Here is a 16,180-nt window from a genome sequence, read left to right on the forward strand (position 1 = left end):
GTCACTGCTCCTGGGCGAGGGGGGCGGTCGGGAAGGGCGGGACGGTCGGGGGGAAGTGCGCGGTGTCCGTGGGGTGCGTGGTCAGGCCGCGGTCCGCGTCGTGGCGTACGACGATGTGGCGGCGCCACGCCGCGTCGTCGCGGTCGGGGCGGTCCTCGCGCCAGTGGCAGCCCCGGGTCTCCTCGCGCCGGGCCGCCGCGGCGACCAGGGCGCGGGCCACGCACAGCAGGTTGGTGGCCTCCCAGGTGTCGACGCCCGGCTCGGCCGTCTTGCCCTGCTCGCGCAGCGCCTCGCGGGCCTCGGTGTGCAGGGCGTCGAGCTGCTCGGCGGCGCGGGCGAGCGAGGCGGCCGAGCGCAGCACGCCGGCGCCCTCGGTCATGATCCGCTGGACGGCGAAGCGGGCCTCCGGGGGGAGGAGCGGGTGCGCCGGGCGGGCCGGGTGCGGGACGGGGACCGGGGTGCGGGTGCGCGGCGGCGCGGAGGCGATGTCCGCCGCGATGCGCTCGGCGTAGACCAGGCCCTCCAGGAGGCTGTTGGAGGCCAGCCGGTTGGCGCCGTGCACGCCGGTGCAGGCGACCTCCCCGCACGCGTACAGGCCGGGCACGGTGGTGCGGCCGTGGGCGTCGGTGCGCACGCCTCCGGAGGCGTAGTGCGCGGCCGGCGCGACGGGGACGGGCTCGGTGACCGGGTCGATGCCGTGCGCCCGGCAGGCGGCGAGGATCGTCGGGAAGCGCCGAGCCCACATGTCGGCGCCGAAGTGCCGGGCGTCCAGGAACATGTGCTCGGCGTCCTGCTCCTGCATGCGCCGGGTGATGCCCTTGGCGACGATGTCCCGGGGCGCCAGCTCGGCCAGTTCGTGCTGGCCGACCATGAAGCGCACGCCGCCGGCGTCCACCACGTGGGCGCCCTCGCCGCGCACCGCCTCGGAGACCAGCGGCTGCTGGCCCTCGGCGTCCGCGCCCAGGAAGAGCACGGTGGGGTGGAACTGGACGAACTCCAGGTCGCTGACGTCGGCGCCGGCCCGCAGCGCCAGGGCCACGCCGTCGCCGGTGGAGACGGCCGGGTTGGTGGTCGCCGAGTAGACCTGGCCCATGCCGCCGGTGGCCAGCACCACCGCGGGCGCGTGCACCGCGCCGACCCCGTCGTGCTGGCCCTCGCCCATCACGTGCAGGGTGACGCCGGCCGTGCGGCCCTCGGCGTCGGTGAGCAGGTCCAGGACGAGGGCGTTCTCGACGGTGCGCAGGCCGCGCGAGCGGACCGCCTCGACCAGGGCGCGGGAGACCTCCGCGCCCGTGGCGTCCCCGCCGGCATGGGCGATGCGGCGCCGGTGGTGGCCGCCCTCGCGGGTCAGCTGGAGGGTGCCCTCGGCGGACTCGTCGAAGTGCGCGCCCGTGGCGATGAGCCGGCGTACGGCGTCGGGGCCCTCGGTGACCAGCAGGCGCACCGCGTCCTCGTCGCACAGGCCCGCCCCGGCGACCAGGGTGTCGTCCAGGTGCTGCTCGGGGGTGTCGCCCTCGCCGAGGGCCGCGGCGATGCCGCCCTGCGCCCAGCGGGTGGAGCCGTCGTCCAGGCGGGCCTTGGTGACGACGACCGTCTCCAGGCCGGCCGCCTGGCAGCGCAGGGCGGCGGTGAGGCCGGCCACGCCGGAGCCGACGACCACGACGTCCGCGGTGAGGGCCCAGCCGGGGGCGCCCGCGTGCAGGCGTATGCCGGTACCGGTGCTGTTGCTGGTGCCTGTGCTGGTCACGAGGCGGCTCCGGGGGTTGCGGGGGTTTCAGGGGTTGCGGGGATGTCGAGGGCTTCGGTGGTCTCGAGGGTTTCGAAGGTGAGGGTGAGGTTGTCGATCAGCCGGGTCGCGCCGACCCGGGCGGCCACGGCGAGGATCGCCTCGCCGGTGTGGTCCTCGCCGATCTCGGTGAAGTCGGCGGGGTCGACCAGGGCCAGGTAGTCCAGCTCCAGGGGCGGGGTGAGGCGGGCCGCCTCGTCCAGGACCAGGCGGGCCGCGGCGCGCACGGCCGCCGGACGGCCGGGGGCGGCCTGCGCGACGGCGTGGGCGTCGGCGGCGGCGCGGGACTCGCCGAGCGCGCCGAGCGCCGCGGCACGCGCGTGCGTGGCGGGCACCTCGCGGGCCCGGGCGCGCAGCGCCTCCTCGGCGGCGTGCCGGTCGCGGCCGGCGAAGAGGGCCTGGGAGAGCGCGAGGGCGGTGCGGCGCTCGGCGGCGGAGAGGTAGCGGTTGCGGCTGGAGAGGGCGAGGCCGTCCTCCTCGCGCACGGTGGGCACGCCGGCGATCTCCACGCCGAAGTTCAGGTCGCGCGCCATGCGGCGGATCAGGGCGAGCTGCTGGGCGTCCTTCTGCCCGTAGAGGGCCACGTCCGGGCGGGTGAGGTGCAGCAGCTTGGCGACGACGGTGAGCATGCCGTCGAAGTGGCCGGGTCGGGAGGCGCCCTCCAGGCGCTCGCCCATGGGCCCGGCCGTGACGCGCACCTGGGGCTCGCCGCCCGGGTAGACCTCCTCGACGGACGGGGCGAACACCGCGTCCGCGCCGGCCCGGCCGGCGATCTCGATGTCGGCGTCCAGGGTGCGCGGGTAGCGGTCGAGGTCCTCGCCGGCGCCGAACTGGAGCGGGTTGACGAAGACGGTGACGACGACCTCGCCGTCCGGGCCCGCGATCTCGCGGGCGGTGCGCACCAGGGTGGCGTGGCCCTCGTGCAGGGCGCCCATGGTCATCACGACGGCCCGGCGGCCGTGCCGCACGCGCGCGTGCAGTTCGGCGGCGGTGCGCAGCAGGGCGGGGGCGTGGGTGGAGGCGGAGGCGGAGGTGGTCATCGGGCGTCTCCCTCGGTGCGGCCGGGGCCGCCGTCGGTGCGGTCCGCGCGGCCGGCCAGCACGCCGAGCAGGTCCTCGGCGAGTTCCGGGCGCAGCAGCCCGTGGTCCAGGGCCCGGTCGGCGGTGGCCCGGGCCATCGCCACGTATCCGGCGACGGCCTGCGGGGCGTGCTCGGTCAGCTCGGCGAGGTGCGCGGCGACCGTGCCGGCGTCGCCGCGCGCGACGGGGCCGGTCAGGGCGGCGTCCCCGGAGCGCAGGGCGTTGTCCAGGGCGGCGCCGAGCAGCGGGCCGAGCATCCGGTCGGGGGCGGCGACGCCGGCCGTGCGCAGCAGCTCCATGGACTGGGCGACCAGCGTGACCAGGTGGTTGGCGCCGAGGGCGAGGGCCGCGTGGTAGAGCGGGCGGCGCTCCTCGGCGATCCATTCCGGCTCCCCGCCCATCTCGATGACCAGGGCCTCGGCGGCCAGCCGCAGCTCCTCGGGCGCGGTGACGCCGAAGGAGCAGCCGGCCAGCCGCTGGACGTCCACCGGGGTGCCGGTGAAGGTCATCGCCGGGTGCAGGGCGAGCGGCAGGGCGCCGGCCCGCAGCGCCGGGTCGAGCACCTTGGCGCCGTACCGCCCCGAGGTGTGCACGAGGAGCTGGCCGGGGCGGATCGCGCCGGTCTCGGCGAGGCCGGTCACCAGTCCCGGCAGGGCGTCGTCGGGGACGGTGAGCAGGACCAGCTCGGCGTGCCGGAGGACCTCGGCGGGCGGCAGCAGCGGCACGTCGGGCAGGAGGGCGGCGGCGCGGCGCCGGGAGGCGTCGGAGACGGCGGAGGCGGCCACGGGGCGGTGCCCGGCGAGCTGCAGGGACGCGGCCAGGGCGGGGCCCACGCGGCCGGCGCCGACGACGCCTACGGTGAGCCGCGCGGGGCGGTCCTTGGGGTCTGGCAGTGGGCTTGTGTTCACGCGACGGCGGCCTTCCCGTTCCAGTCCGCTCGGGGTACCGGACGATTTCTCGTCATGTTAACGCGATCGGTTCGGGCGGTGTCCGGTTGTCCACAGGCTGTGGGTTCTCCACCGGCCGCGGGTTGTCCACAGGCGGTGCGCCGCCGTGCGACCGCAGGGCATGATCGGCCGCATGAGCGATGACGGTGAGGCGGCGGAGCAGGTGGCGGTGGAGGCCGAGGAGCGGGGCGTCCGGCTGCGCGAGCGGCGGCAGGCCCTGCAGCGCGGCGGGGCCCGGGTCCTGGCGGCGTCCGGCCCCGGGGCCAGCCTGCGCGAGCGGCTGGCCCTGCTGGAGGCGGCGGGCGAGGTGTACGACCTGGACGAGCGCCCCGACGTCTACGGCAGCGGCGTCGTGGCCGCCCTGGAGGACCGCGTGGCGGCCCTGCTCGGCACCGAGGCCGCCGCCTTCTTCCCGACCGGCACCATGGCCCAGCAGGTCGCCCTGCGCTGCTGGGCGGGGCGCACCGGCGACCCGGCGGTGGCGCTGCACGGGCTCGCCCACCCCGAGGTGCACGAACGCAACGCGTTCAGCCGGGTCAGCGGCCTGCGCCCGCTGCGGCTGACCAGCGAGCCGCGGCAGCCGACCGCGGCGGAGGTGCGGGACTTCGAGGAGCCGTTCGGCACGCTGATGCTGGAGCTTCCGCTGCGGGACGCCGGCTATCTGCTGCCCACCTGGGAGGAGCTGACCGACCTGGTCGCGGCGGCGCGGGAGCGGGACGCGGTCGTGCACTTCGACGGGGCCCGCCTGTGGGAGTCCACGGTCCACTTCGGCCGCCCGCTGGCCGAGATCGCCGGTCTGGCGGACAGCGTGTACGTCTCGTTCTACAAGTCCCTCGGCGGCTACGGCGGCGCCGCCCTGGCCGGCCCGCGCACGCTGGTCGAGGAGGCGAGGGCCTGGCGGCACCGGTACGGCGGGACGGTGTTCCAGCAGTTCCCGACGGCGCTGGCGGCGCTGACAGGTCTGGAGCGGGAGCTGCCCCGGCTGCCGGAGTACGTGCGTCACGCGCGCGTGGTCGCCGAGGCCCTGCGCGAGGGGTTCGCGGCGGCCGGGCTGCCGTGGGCGCGGGTGCATCCGGAGGTGCCGCACACCCATGAGTTCCAGGTGTGGGTGCCGCACGACGCCGACGTCGCGGGCGAGGCCGCGGTCCGCCAGGGCGAGGAGACCGGCAGGCTGCTGTTCCCCCGCCCCTGGAGCAGCCCCGGGCCCGGCCTGGCCATGGCCGAGGTCGAGCTGGGCGCCGCGGGCCTGGACTGGACGGCCGAGGAGGCGCGAGCGGCGGCGTCGGACTTCGCCGCCAGACTCCTCGACCGGTAGCGCCGGGACCCACCGGGCTCGGCCCGCCACCCTCGGCCGGTAGCGCCCGGACCCACCGGCCTCAGCCCACCACCCTCGCCCGGCAGCTCTCGGACCCACCGGGCTCAGCCCGCGGCCCGCGCCCGGTGCGACAGCCGGCGGCGCAGGGCGGATCGCAGTCGGCCGCGTGCCGGGCGGCCGGCCAGGACGGCCGCGAACTCCCGCCGGCCGCGCCACTCGCGCACGACCCGCCAGTCGTGGGTGCCGGGCGCCGGTGGCGCGGGCTCGCCGTGCTGCCGGGCGCGGTAGGTGTCGAGGAGGTACTGCTGCGTGACGCTCATGGCGAACCGCCTTGTCAGGGCATGGAGGGACGAGGGGCGAGGGCTCCGCGGCTGCCCCGGCCCCTCCAGGCTGCTCCCGCCCGCCGCCCCGCGTCGCGTCGATTGACGGCGGACGTCAATCGGGCGGGGCGTTGTCGGTGGCGGGGTGCACCATGAGGGCATGAGCGTGCGCATCGACATCGCGGGGCTGCGGCCGGAGAGGGTCGCCGTGGTGCCCTCCCCACTGGCCGAGCTGGGCATGGCGTTGCACGCGCTGTCCGAGCCGGCGCACCACCCGGGGCTCCATGCCTGGGTCACCGGCGTCACGGCCCGGCTCGACCCGCACCTGGCCGACCGGATGTGCGAGGCCGACTTCCTGTGGCGCACCACGTTCTCGGACCTGTTCCTGCCCGCCGCCGGCGTCCCCGGCCGCGCCACCCTGCCCGGCGCCACCCTCGCCGAGGAACTGGACCTGCTCGACAAGCTCTCCGACGAGCAGTTCGTCGACGCGGCCCTGGAGTTCACCTGCGCCCCGCCGTACAGCAGCGGCGGGGCGTCCGCGCTCACCGACCCCGAGGTGCGGCGGCGCGTCCTGGAGCTGGCCGCCGCGCGCGGGCCCCGGCAGCTGCACTTCGGCGAGCGGCTGCTGGCCGACCCGCCGCGGATCCGCGACTGGCTGCGCCGGTTCGCGCGGGACTGCGAGGAGGCGTTCTTCGCCGAGGCGTGGTCCCGGCTGAGCCACCAGCTCGCGCAGGACGCCCGCCACAAGACGGAGCTGCTGCGCCGCAAGGGCCTCGCCCAGGCGCTGGCGGCGGTGTCCCCGGCGGTGACGCTGGAAGAGGGCGCCGGGCGGATCACGGTGGACAAGCTGGGCGAGGGCCGCACCACGACCGGGGACGGCAGCCTGCTGCTGATCCCGACCAGCCTGGGCCGGCCGCACCTGATGGTGCTGCACCGCCGCGACTGGCAGCCCGTGCTGCACTACCCGGTGGCCTCCCCGGAGCCCGCCGCGCCCCCGTCGGTCGAGCAGCTCGGCCTGCGGATGACCGCGCTGTCCCACCCGGTCCGCATGCGCCTGTGCCGCTTCCTGGCGCGCAGCGCGTACACCACGGGCGAGCTGGCGCAGGTGCACGGCATGTCGGCGCCGGAGATATCCCGGCACCTGGCGGTGCTGAAGAAGGCGGGCCTGGTGACCACGCGCCGTCGCGGACGCTACGTGCTGCACCAGCTGGACGTGACGGTGGTGGCCCGGCTGGGCAGCGACTTCCTGGAGGGCATCCTCCGCTGATCCCTCCGGGGGTCAACCGCGGGGCGCTCAGTCGAAGCGGATGTGCCGCAGGCCGACCGCGGTCTGCCGCAGCCGGGTGCGGAGCCGGCCGCCGCGGTGCGGGGCGAGGTCGAGGCCGGCCAGGACGGCGATCCGGTCGGCGGTCCTGGGCACGGTGCTGCGGTCCGTCCACAGGTGCTCGGCGAACTCCGGCCCGGCGAGCCGCTCCAGGCAGTGGTCGAGCCGCCGCACCGCCCAGCTCTCGCCGCGCGGCTCGCGGTGCCGCCCGGCCAGGGCCTTCAGGTGGTGCAGGGGACCGCGTTCGCGCAGCCGCCGCAGCACGGTCTCGCGCTCGGCGAGCAGCGTGAAGTGCCGTACGTCGTGCCCCAGTTCCCGCAGCCGGCCGACGGTCTCGGCGAAGTACCCGGCGTCGGTGACCGTCATCGGGACGATCACCACCCCCTGCTGCCGGGTCAGCGCGAGGTCAAGGACCTCCACCACGCCCTGCCGCCAGGCGGCCAGGTCCTGGAAGTCCCCGCGCAGCGCGGGCGGCAGCATCCGGTGCAGCCCGAAGCCGGCGTACTCGGGATCGCAGATCACACTGCCGGGCAGCCGGCCGTGTATCTCGTGGGCGACCTGCGTCTTGCCGCCCCCGTGGGGACCGTTGATCCACAGCAGCATGCCGGGACTGTACCGGCGGGGCCCCGGCACGGGGGCGGGTCAGCCGTGGCCGCCGGCCCGGACCAGGCCCGTCTCGTAGGCCAGGACGACCACCTGGACCCGGTCGCGCAGGTCGAGCTTGGTGAGGATGCGGCCGACGTGGGTCTTCACGGTCGCCTCGGAGAGGACCAGGCGGGCCGCGATCTCGCCGTTGGACAGGCCCTGGGCGACCAGCAGCATGACCTCGCGCTCGCGGTCGGTGAGCCGCTGGAGGCGGTCGCTGCCGGGCTCCTGGGCGGTGTTGGGCAGCATCGGGGCGAAGCGGTCGAGCAGGCGGCGGGTGGTCGAGGGGGCGACCACCGCGTCGCCGCTGTGCACGGAGCGGATCGCGGCGAGGAGTTCGCCGGGCGGCACGTCCTTGAGCATGAAGCCGGACGCGCCCGCCTTCAGGCCCGAGAAGGCGTACTCGTCCAGGTCGAAGGTGGTCAGGATGAGCACCTTCGGGGCGTCCGGGCGCGCGCAGATCCGGGCGGTGGCCTCCACGCCGTCCAGCTTCGGCATGCGCACGTCCATCAGGACGACGTCCACGGCGGTCGCGGCGAGCACCTGGAGCGCCTCGACGCCGTCCCCCGCCTCCGCGACGACCTCCATGTCCGGCTGGGCGGCGAGCACCATCGAGAACCCGGTGCGCAGCAGCACCTGGTCGTCGACGAGCATCACGCGGATCGTCATCGGGCCTCTTCCATCGGGGTGTCGTCCATCGGGGATGTGACAGGTGTCAGTGCGCGGCCTTCAGCGGCAGCAGCGCGCTGATGCGGAATCCTCCGCCGGGGCGCGGGCCCGCGTCCAGGGTGCCGCCGACCATGCCGATCCGCTCGCGCATGCCGATCAGGCCGTGACCCTGGCCGTCCAGGCCGCCCTCCTCGTACAGCTCGTGCGGGGCGCCCTTGCCGTCGTCCTCGATCAGCAGGCCGAGGCCGTCGTCGAAGTAGACCAGGCGCACGCTGGCGCCGGCGTTGGGCCCGCCGTGCTTGCGGGTGTTGGTCAGCGCCTCCTGCACGATCCGGTACGCGGTCAGCTCGACGCCGCTCGGCAGCGGGCGCGGGGTGCCCTCCACCTTGAAGTCGACGGGCAGCCCGGAGCCCCGGCAGTGCTCGACCAGGTCCTCGATCTGCTCGACGTCGGGCTGCGGGACGTACTCCCCGGCCTCCTCGTGCTCGCCGGTGCGCAGCACGCCGAGCAGGCGGCGCATCTCGGCGAGGGCCTGGCGGCCGGTGGAGGAGATGGTCTCCAGGGCCCTCTTCGCCTGGTCGGGGGCCGCGTCGAGGACGTAGGCGGCGCCGTCGGCCTGCACCACCATCACCGAGACGTTGTGCGCGACGACGTCGTGCAGCTCGCGGGCGATGCGGGCCCGCTCGGCGGCGACGGCGACCTTGGACTGCGCCTCGCGCTCCTTCTCCAGCCGGGCGGCGCGCTCCTCCAGCTGCGCGAAGTACGCGCGCCGGGTGCGGATGGAGTCGCCGAGCACCCAGGCGAGGGCGAAGGGCACCGCCTGGAAGACGGTGATGGCGATGTTGTTCGCCAGGCTCGTCTCGTGGTTCGGCCAGCGCAGCTGGGCGACGGGCGCGGCGATCAGGCTGGTGGCCAGGGCGGTGCGCGACGCCCAGCGGGCGGCGGTGGCGGCGACCGTGTAGACGATCACGAGCAGCGCGAAGTCGGCCGCCATCACGGCCACGTCGAGGACGAGCTGGAGCAGCCCGAGCCCGATGGCGAGCAGCAGCATGCGCTCCGGCGTCCTGCGGCGCAGCGCGATCACCAGGGAGAGCAGCAGGGCGACGGGGACGATCCGCGCCAGGTCGTCCGTCCCGCGCTCCGTGCCGTTCTCGCCCCCTCCGGCGCCGGTGGACACCGCGGAGACCACGGACACCCCGAACAGGACGAGGGCCCAGAAGCAGTCGACCCCGGTCGGGTGTCTGCGGAGGAAGTCGTAGAGGCGCTGCACGGTGTCCAGCCTAGGGACGCGGGATAGGTGCAGGGGTCAACCGGAGGGTCGATCCGGGCCGGCGGCGCCTACTCCGCAAGGTGGAGTCGGCCCCACGCGGCCCGTCTAGCCTGGGCACGTGGCAGCAGGGGCGCAGGAGACGCACGGGGCATCGGACGGCTGGCGGGACTGGCGGGACTGGCGGGACTGGCGGGAAGCCGCCCAGGACGCCCTGTACGGCCCCGCCGGCTTCTACCGCCGCCCCGAGGGCCCGGCCGGCCACTTCCGCACCTCCGTGCACGCCTCGCCCCTCTTCGCCGGGGCCGTGGCGCGGCTGCTGTGCCGGGTCGACGCGGCACTCGGCCGGCCGGCCCGGCTCGACCTCGTGGACCTGGCCGCCGGGCGCGGCGAGCTGGTCACCGGCGTCCTGGCGGCCCTGCCCGCCGAGGTGGCGGCCCGCACGCGCGCGTACGCCGTCGAGATCGCCGACCGCCCGCCCGGCCTCGACCCGCGCGTCACCTGGCTCCCCGAGGCGCCGCCCGGCATCACCGGCCTGCTGTTCGCCAACGAGTGGCTGGACAACGTCCCCCTGGACATCGCCCAGACCGACCCCGAGGGCGTGCCCCGGCGCGTCCAGGTCCGCCCCGACGGCACCGAGCGCCTGGCCGGCCCGCTCACCGCGGCGGAGACGGCGTGGCTGACCCGCTGGTGGCCGCCGGGGGGCGAGGAAGGGCTGCGCGCCGAGATCGGGACGACCCGGGACCGCGCGTGGGCCGGAGCCGTCGGCGCGCTGAAGGCCGGTCTGGCCGTCGCCGTGGACTACGGGCACCTGGCCGACGCCCGGCCGCCGTTCGGGACGCTCACCGGTTTCCGGGAGGGGCGGGAGGTCCCGCCCGTGCCCGACGGCTCCCGCGACCTGACCGCGCACGTCGCCCTGGACGCGTGCGCGGCGGCCCCCGGGCTGCCGGGCGCACTGCTCCTGCCCCAGCGCGACGCCCTGCGCGCCCTCGGCGTCACCGGCGCACGCCCCCCGCTCGCGCTGGCCGGCACCGACCCGGCGGCGTACGTGCGCGCCCTCGCCCGCGCCTCCGAGGCCGCCGAGCTGACCGCGCGGGGCGGCCTCGGCGACTTCTGGTGGCTGGCCCAGCCGGTGGGCCCCCTGGCGGCCGACGGGCTACTTGTCGATGTCCCCGACCACGAAGAACAGTGACCCGAGGATCGCCACCATGTCCGCGACCAGCGTGCCGGGCAGCAGCTCGGTGAGCGCCTGGATGTTGTTGTACGAGGCCGAGCGCAGCTTCAGCCGGTACGGCGTCTTCTCGCCCTTGCTCACCAGGTAGTAGCCGTTGATGCCGAGCGGGTTCTCGGTCCAGGCGTACGTGTGGCCCTCGGGCGCCTTCAGCACCTTGGGGAGCCGCTGGTTGACCGGCCCCGGCGGCAGCTCGGCCAGCCGGTCCAGGCAGGCGTCGGCGAGGTCGAGGGCGTTGTGCGTCTGCTCCAGGAGGCATTCGAAGCGCGCGAGGCAGTCGCCCTCGCGCCGGGTGACCACCTTGAGGACGTCCTGGAGTTCGCCGTACGCCAGATAGGGCTCGTCGCGCCGCAGGTCGAAGTCGACGCCCGAGGCGCGGGCGATGGGCCCGCTGACGCCGTACGCGTGCACGGCCTCCGGGCTCAGGGCGCCCACACCGCGGGTCCGGCCGCGGAAGATCTCGTTGCCGAGCACCAGGTCGTCGAAGACGTCCAGGCGCGGGCGCACCGCGGCGACGGCGGCACGCGCGCGGGTGGTCCAGCCGGCCGGCAGGTCCTCCTTGAGGCCGCCGACGCGGTTGAACATGTAGTGCATGCGCCCGCCGGAGACCTCCTCCATCACGTTCTGGAGGACCTCCCGCTCGCGGAAGGCGTAGAAGACCGGCGTGATGCCGCCCAGCTCAAGGGGGTAGGAGCCGAGGAACATCAGGTGGTTGAGCACCCGGTTCAGCTCGGCGAGCAGCGTGCGCAGCCACACCGCGCGCGCGGGGACCTCCATGCCGAGCATCCGCTCGACGGCGAGGACCACACCCAGCTCGTTGGAGAACGCCGACAGCCAGTCGTGCCGGTTGGCCAGCACGATGATCTGCCGGTAGTCCCGGGCCTCGAACAGCTTCTCCGCGCCCCGGTGCATGTACCCGATCACCGGCTCGGCGCTGACGATCCGCTCACCGTCCAGGACGAGCCGCAGCCGCAGCACACCGTGCGTGGAGGGATGCTGGGGGCCGATGTTCAGCACCATGTCGGTGCTCTCCGCGCCGCCGCCGATGCCGACCATGGTCTCCGTCGTGGGAGTCATGGACCCAGTCTCCCCTACGTACGCTGGGCTCATGGAGACGGGGAGCCCGCGCGAGACGGGCACGGGGCCGGTGCGGGGCCAGCCGGAGTGGACCGGGCTGCCGCCCGGCCTGCTGCGGATGCGGCGCCTGCTCCTGGTGGTGTGGCTGGGACTGCTGACACTGGCGGCCGGGGTCCTGCCGGGGCTGTTCGCCGGCCCGGCCTGGGCGCTGTGCGCGCTGGTGCCGCTGGCCGTGGCCGCGTGGGGCTGGGTGCTGCTCGGCCGCAACTGGCGCTCGTGGCGGTACGCCGAGCGCGCCGACGACCTGCTGATCAGCCGCGGGGTGCTGTGGCGCGAGGAGACGGTCGTGCCGTACGGCCGGATGCAGCTGGTCGAGGTGACCTCGGGCCCGGTGGAACGCCACTTCGGCCTGGCCAGCGTGCAACTGCACACGGCCGCCGCGGCCACCGACGCGACCATCCCGGGCCTCGACCCGACCGAGGCGGAACGCCTCCGCGACCGCCTGACGGAACTGGGCGAGGCAAGGTCGGCGGGCCTGTGACCCCAGACGACTCCGCCGAGAACGACCCCACCCTGGATGCCCCAGGGGCGCGGGGAACCGCGCACTCCGACCGTCCCGACCCGCACGCATCACACCCCGCCACCCCCAACCCCCCAGGGGCGCGGGGAACCGCGCGACCAGCCACGACGCACCCGCACCCGACAACCGACCCCAGCCCCGATGCCTCAGGGGCGCGGGGAACTGCGCGACCAGCCCCCACCCACCCGCACCCGACCACACCCACCCAAGCCCCCACCGAACGCCGCCTCCACCCCATCACCCCCCTCCGCCGAGCCTGGGCACCAATAGCCGTACTCGTCGGCTGGGCCGTCCACGACCCCGACCAGGCCCAGCAGCAACTCACCCGCCTGACCACCACCACCCTCCTCATCGGCCTCGCCGTACTCATCCCCGCCGCCTCCCTCTACGGCTTCCTCACCTGGTGGTACACCCACTACGCGGTCACGGACACCGAACTCCGCATCCGCACCGGCCTCCTCTTCCGCCGCACCGCCCACATCCGCCTCGAACGCGTCCAGGCCATCGACGTCACCCAGCCCCTCCTGGCCCGCATCGCCGGGGTCGCCAAGCTGAAGCTGGACGTCATCGGCACCGGCAAGAAGGACGAGCTGGCCTTCCTCGGCGCGGCGGAGGCCCGCGCCCTGCGGGCCGAACTGCTGGCCCGCGCCGCGGGGCTCGCGCCCGAGACCGCGCACGAGGTCGGCGAGGCCCCCGCCCGGCAGCTGCTGCGGGTGCCGCCCGGCGTGCTCGCCGTCGCCCTGCTGCTGACCGGCGCCACCTGGGGCACGGCGCTCGCCGCCCTGGTCGTACCGACGCTGCTGTGGCTCGCCACCCACAACCTGTGGACGGTGCTGGCCACCGCCCTGCCGCTGCTCGGCGCGGCGGGCGCGAACAGCGCCGGTCGGTTCGTCGGCGAGTACGACTGGGCGGTGGCGGAGTCGCCGGACGGCCTGCGCATCGACCACGGGCTGCTCGACCGGACCCACGAGACGGTGCCGCCGGGCCGGGTGCAGACCGTGCGGATCGTCGAGCCGCTGCTGTGGCGGCGCCGGGGCTGGGTGCGGGTCGAGCTGGACGTGGCCGGCTCCTCGAACTCCGTGCTGCTGCCGGTCGCGCCGCGCGAGACCGCCGAGTCACTGGTCGCCCGGGTGCTGCCCGGCGTCTCGGTGCCGGCGCCGGCCTCGCTGCCCGGCCCGCCGCGCCGCGCCGGGCGCTGCCGCCCGCTGTGGTGGCGCGGCTACGGACTCGCCGTCACCGACACGGTGTTCGCCGCCCGGTACGGGCTGCTGCGCCGCAGCCTGGCCCTCGTCCCGCACGCCAAGGTGCAGAGCGTGCGCCGAAGGCAGGGGCCCTGGCAGCGGGCGCTGCGGCTGGCCGACGTCCATGTGGACACCGGCGCCGACAAGACGGTCACCGCCCGCCTGCGCGACGCGGACGAGGCGGCCCACCTGCTGGACGCCCAGGCCGAACGCTCCCGCACGGGCCGCCGGGACGCGCCGCCGGACCGCTGGATGACCTGAGGCCGCCCTCGGACAACGGGGTCAGGAGACCGCGCCGCGCAGCTCCTGGACGTCGATCTGCTCGGTCTCGTCGTGGGCGGTCAGGTCGATGACCTGGCCGACGGCGCGGGACTCCGGGCCGGCCGGCTTGACGGCGGTCTCCGCCTCGGCCTCGTGCAGCGCGAGGGCCTCCTGGCCGACCACGTCGGCGAGATCCTCGTTCTGGACGGCGGCCAGGGCGGCGGGCGCGGACCCGTCCTCCGCCGCGCCCTCGCCCTTGGTGCCGAAGAAGTCGAAGCCGCCCTCGACCGGCCGGCGCCGGGCGGGCGCGGCCGGGGCGACGGCCACCGCGGTCGGCACCGTGAAGTGCCCCTCGGCACGCCCGGTGGGCTCCGTGGGCTCGGCGGGCTCCGTGGGCTCGGTGGGGTGCGCGGGCGTGCCGGCGGCGGCGGTGCGCTCATGTCCGTGTCCGTCGACCGCCGAGGGCTTCCCCTGCGCGTCGCCCTCCGTTCCCGGCGCGTCCGGCACGGGGCCGTCGCCGTCGGGGGACGCGGTCGCGGGGGCGGCTTCCAGCCGGGCCAGCGCCTCCCCCGCCTGCTGGTACAACCCCGCCCCGGCGGGCGAGAAGACACCGGGCGCCCGCTCGGCGGTCTTCGCCGCCGCCGCCTCGGCGAGCGGCGCGGGCCGCGCGGCCGGCAGCGCGGCCCGGGTCGTGGGCGCGGCCTCGATCGCCAGCAGGCGGCGCCCCTCCAGGGCGCTGGCCCGCTCGGTCTCCGCCGTGGCGTACCGGCGCAGCAGGGCGGCGTGCTCGCCGCGCAGCCCGGCCAGTTCGGTGCGCTTGGCGCGCAGCCGGTGCTCCAGCTTCTGGCGCAGCTCGCGCGACTCCTCCAGGTCGGACTCCAGTTCGGCGACCCGCTCCTCGTAGCGCCACTCGTCGCTCGCCCGCGCGCGCGTGAGGTCGGCGACCCGCCGGCCCGCCTGCGCGTCCCAGTGCCGCATCACGACCGCGCCGACGACCGCCGTCACCGCGGCGGCGGCGGCCAGCGCGCGCAGCACCGGCGCCTGGTCGAACACCCAGGGTCCGGCGGCGCAGACGACGGAGACGCCTGCGATGGCCGACGGGGGAAGCAGTCGGTGCAAGGGCGGGGAATGGCGGTGACGTCCACGTGGCATGGCCAGAAACTTACCGCGCGTAGGCGAATCTTGGCGCCCCCGCCCGGCAAATTCCCGGCGTTCGCGCGGAATCGGTAATGCGGCTTTCCCGAACGCCGGATCGGCGCCGGATATCGAGATCGCCGAGTGCCTGGTCAGCCGTTGCGCGAGCCGCTGTCCAGCCGCTCGCCGAGCCACTCCAGGGTCGCCGGAATCTCACGCCGCCACGTATTGAAGTTGTGCCCGCCGCTGTCCAGGATGATCGACGAGACGCGCGTGGGGCCGCGCCGCTTGGCCCGGTCGATGAACTCCAGCGTCTCCTGGTAGTTCGTCTCGCCGACCTTGCTGCTGGTGACGAGCAGTGAGGTGTCCGGCGCCGGCAGGTGGTCCAGGCACCACCACAGGTCGGCGCGCCTGCGCAGCCCCTCGTCGCCGTGGAAGAGGTCGCCGGTGGTGGGGTCGATGGGCGCCTTGTAGTACGGGGAGAGCCCGGCCCCCGCGCCGAACCGCTCCGGGTGGTGCATCGCGAACTTGAGCGCGCAGTAGCCGCCGGTCGAGTCGCCGACCACGCCCCAGCCGCCCGGACGCGCGTCCACCCGGTAGTGCGCGCCGACGGCCTCGGGCAGGTCCCGCGCGAAGAAGGTCTCCGTCCGCGGGCCGCCCGGCACGTCCACGCACTCGGTGTCGCGCGGCGGCGCCACCGTGGGCCGCAGCATGACGAGGATCATCGGCCGCATCCGGCCCGCGCGGGCCAGCTTCAGCGCCGTGCTCGGATAGTTCAACTTGTCCACCAGGGCCTTGGCCGTGCCCGGATAACCGGTCAGGACGATCGCCGCGGGGAACTTCCGGTCGCGGTGGGACGACTGGAAGTACTCCGGCGGCAGATACACGTAGGCGGGCGTCGCGATCCGCGAGTTCCGGCCGACCAGCCGGACCTCCTGCACCTGGCCGGCCGTCCGCGGCAGGGCACCGCCCGCCTGCGCCACGCGCCGCGTGCCCGTCACCGTCAACGGGGCCCCGGTGGCGCCCGTGTGGTCCACGACCACGCCCTGGCCGTCCTCCTGGCCGAACAGGTCCGCCCAACTGGCGTAGAAGCCGAACGACTGGTTGGCGACCAGCCCGACCGCGGCGAACACGGCCACCTGGGTGACGAGCAGCAGGCCGATCCGGCCCGCCACGGGCCGCACGCCGCGCCGTGCCAGGCGGGGCCACAGCCACACCGTGCCGCCGAACAGCAGCACCCCGGCCAGCACGGCCAGCGCCAGCACCGTGTTGCTCGTGAGACCCATGCGTCGTTACCTGCCTGT

General features: G+C 75.8%; 15 protein-coding genes. 5 read left to right on the forward strand and 10 right to left on the reverse strand.

Translation table 11 applies throughout. The features are described from left to right. Position 1: 1 nt before the first annotated feature. Genes ACGFZL_RS03160 through ACGFZL_RS03170 form a run of 3 tightly spaced genes read right to left on the reverse strand, consistent with a single transcriptional unit; the run spans position 2 to position 3,773 of the window. On the reverse strand, positions 2–1,747 hold the full coding sequence (locus tag ACGFZL_RS03160; protein WP_393688736.1) for an L-aspartate oxidase: 1,746 nt from the start codon (positions 1,745–1,747) through the stop codon (positions 2–4). After that, positions 1,744–2,826 (reverse strand): pantoate--beta-alanine ligase, encoded by a 1,083-nt coding sequence (gene panC, locus ACGFZL_RS03165; RefSeq protein WP_393688737.1) that lies wholly within the window; start codon positions 2,824–2,826, stop codon positions 1,744–1,746. The genes ACGFZL_RS03160 and panC overlap by 4 nt, the downstream gene beginning before the upstream one ends. After that, positions 2,823–3,773 (reverse strand): Rossmann-like and DUF2520 domain-containing protein, encoded by a 951-nt coding sequence (locus tag ACGFZL_RS03170; RefSeq protein WP_393688739.1) that lies wholly within the window; start codon positions 3,771–3,773, stop codon positions 2,823–2,825. Before ACGFZL_RS03170 ends, panC begins: the two co-directional genes overlap by 4 nt. 172 nt (positions 3,774–3,945) lie before the next feature. On the opposite strand from ACGFZL_RS03170, the gene ACGFZL_RS03175 reads away from it, so the two are divergent. After that, positions 3,946–5,127: a threonine aldolase family protein gene (locus ACGFZL_RS03175; protein ID WP_393688741.1), complete on the forward strand. Its 1,182-nt coding sequence runs from the start codon at positions 3,946–3,948 to the stop codon at positions 5,125–5,127. Positions 5,128–5,231: 104 nt separating this feature from the next. Here the strand turns inward: ACGFZL_RS03175 and ACGFZL_RS03180 are convergent, their stop codons facing one another. Continuing rightward, complete coding sequence (locus ACGFZL_RS03180; protein ID WP_393688743.1) at positions 5,232–5,447, reverse strand: hypothetical protein; 216 nt, start codon at positions 5,445–5,447, stop codon at positions 5,232–5,234. Positions 5,448–5,607: 160 nt separating this feature from the next. Between ACGFZL_RS03180 and ACGFZL_RS03185 the strand changes: the two genes are divergently transcribed. Then, positions 5,608–6,714: a DUF5937 family protein gene (locus ACGFZL_RS03185; protein ID WP_393688746.1), complete on the forward strand. Its 1,107-nt coding sequence runs from the start codon at positions 5,608–5,610 to the stop codon at positions 6,712–6,714. A 27-nt stretch (positions 6,715–6,741) separates the two neighbouring features. Here ACGFZL_RS03185 and ACGFZL_RS03190 read toward each other — a convergent pair whose 3' ends face one another. From ACGFZL_RS03190 to ACGFZL_RS03200, 3 genes are read right to left on the reverse strand one after another with little or no spacing between them, the layout of a single operon-like run. Then, positions 6,742–7,374: an AAA family ATPase gene (locus ACGFZL_RS03190; protein WP_393688748.1), complete on the reverse strand. Its 633-nt coding sequence runs from the start codon at positions 7,372–7,374 to the stop codon at positions 6,742–6,744. Positions 7,375–7,413: 39 nt separating this feature from the next. Continuing rightward, positions 7,414–8,085: a response regulator gene (locus tag ACGFZL_RS03195; protein WP_393688750.1), complete on the reverse strand. Its 672-nt coding sequence runs from the start codon at positions 8,083–8,085 to the stop codon at positions 7,414–7,416. Between the two features lie 46 nt (positions 8,086–8,131). Further along, positions 8,132–9,355, reverse strand: coding sequence for a sensor histidine kinase (locus tag ACGFZL_RS03200; protein ID WP_355176123.1), 1,224 nt, complete (start codon positions 9,353–9,355; stop codon positions 8,132–8,134). A 118-nt stretch (positions 9,356–9,473) separates the two neighbouring features. Here ACGFZL_RS03200 and ACGFZL_RS03205 point away from each other — a divergent pair, with 118 nt between their 5' ends. Continuing rightward, the gene (locus ACGFZL_RS03205) at positions 9,474–10,544 is read left to right on the forward strand and encodes an SAM-dependent methyltransferase (protein ID WP_393688752.1); all 1,071 of its coding nucleotides are present in this window, start codon (positions 9,474–9,476) and stop codon (positions 10,542–10,544) included. Here ACGFZL_RS03205 and ACGFZL_RS03210 read toward each other — a convergent pair. Beyond that, the gene (locus ACGFZL_RS03210; RefSeq protein ID WP_355176121.1) at positions 10,509–11,660 is read right to left on the reverse strand and encodes an NADH-quinone oxidoreductase subunit D; all 1,152 of its coding nucleotides are present in this window, start codon (positions 11,658–11,660) and stop codon (positions 10,509–10,511) included. The two genes, ACGFZL_RS03205 and ACGFZL_RS03210, sit on opposite strands and share 36 nt — an antisense overlap. A 31-nt stretch (positions 11,661–11,691) precedes the next feature. Between ACGFZL_RS03210 and ACGFZL_RS03215 the strand changes: the two genes are divergently transcribed. Beyond that, the gene (locus tag ACGFZL_RS03215) at positions 11,692–12,201 is read left to right on the forward strand and encodes a PH domain-containing protein (RefSeq protein ID WP_393688755.1); all 510 of its coding nucleotides are present in this window, start codon (positions 11,692–11,694) and stop codon (positions 12,199–12,201) included. Beyond that, on the forward strand, positions 12,198–13,742 hold the full coding sequence (locus ACGFZL_RS03220) for a PH domain-containing protein (protein ID WP_393688757.1): 1,545 nt from the start codon (positions 12,198–12,200) through the stop codon (positions 13,740–13,742). The genes ACGFZL_RS03215 and ACGFZL_RS03220 overlap by 4 nt, the downstream gene beginning before the upstream one ends. 21 nt (positions 13,743–13,763) lie before the next feature. Here the strand turns inward: ACGFZL_RS03220 and ACGFZL_RS03225 are convergent, their stop codons facing one another. Both ACGFZL_RS03225 and ACGFZL_RS03230 read right to left on the reverse strand, forming a co-directional pair. Further along, positions 13,764–14,894 (reverse strand): hypothetical protein, encoded by a 1,131-nt coding sequence (locus tag ACGFZL_RS03225; protein ID WP_393688759.1) that lies wholly within the window; start codon positions 14,892–14,894, stop codon positions 13,764–13,766. Between the two features lie 134 nt (positions 14,895–15,028). Further along, the gene (locus ACGFZL_RS03230; protein ID WP_393688761.1) at positions 15,029–16,162 is read right to left on the reverse strand and encodes an alpha/beta hydrolase; all 1,134 of its coding nucleotides are present in this window, start codon (positions 16,160–16,162) and stop codon (positions 15,029–15,031) included. Positions 16,163–16,180: the final 18 nt, after the last annotated feature.

The organism is Streptomyces sp. NPDC048182, assembly GCF_043202555.1.
In the GTDB taxonomy this organism is placed as follows: domain Bacteria; phylum Actinomycetota; class Actinomycetes; order Streptomycetales; family Streptomycetaceae; genus Streptomyces.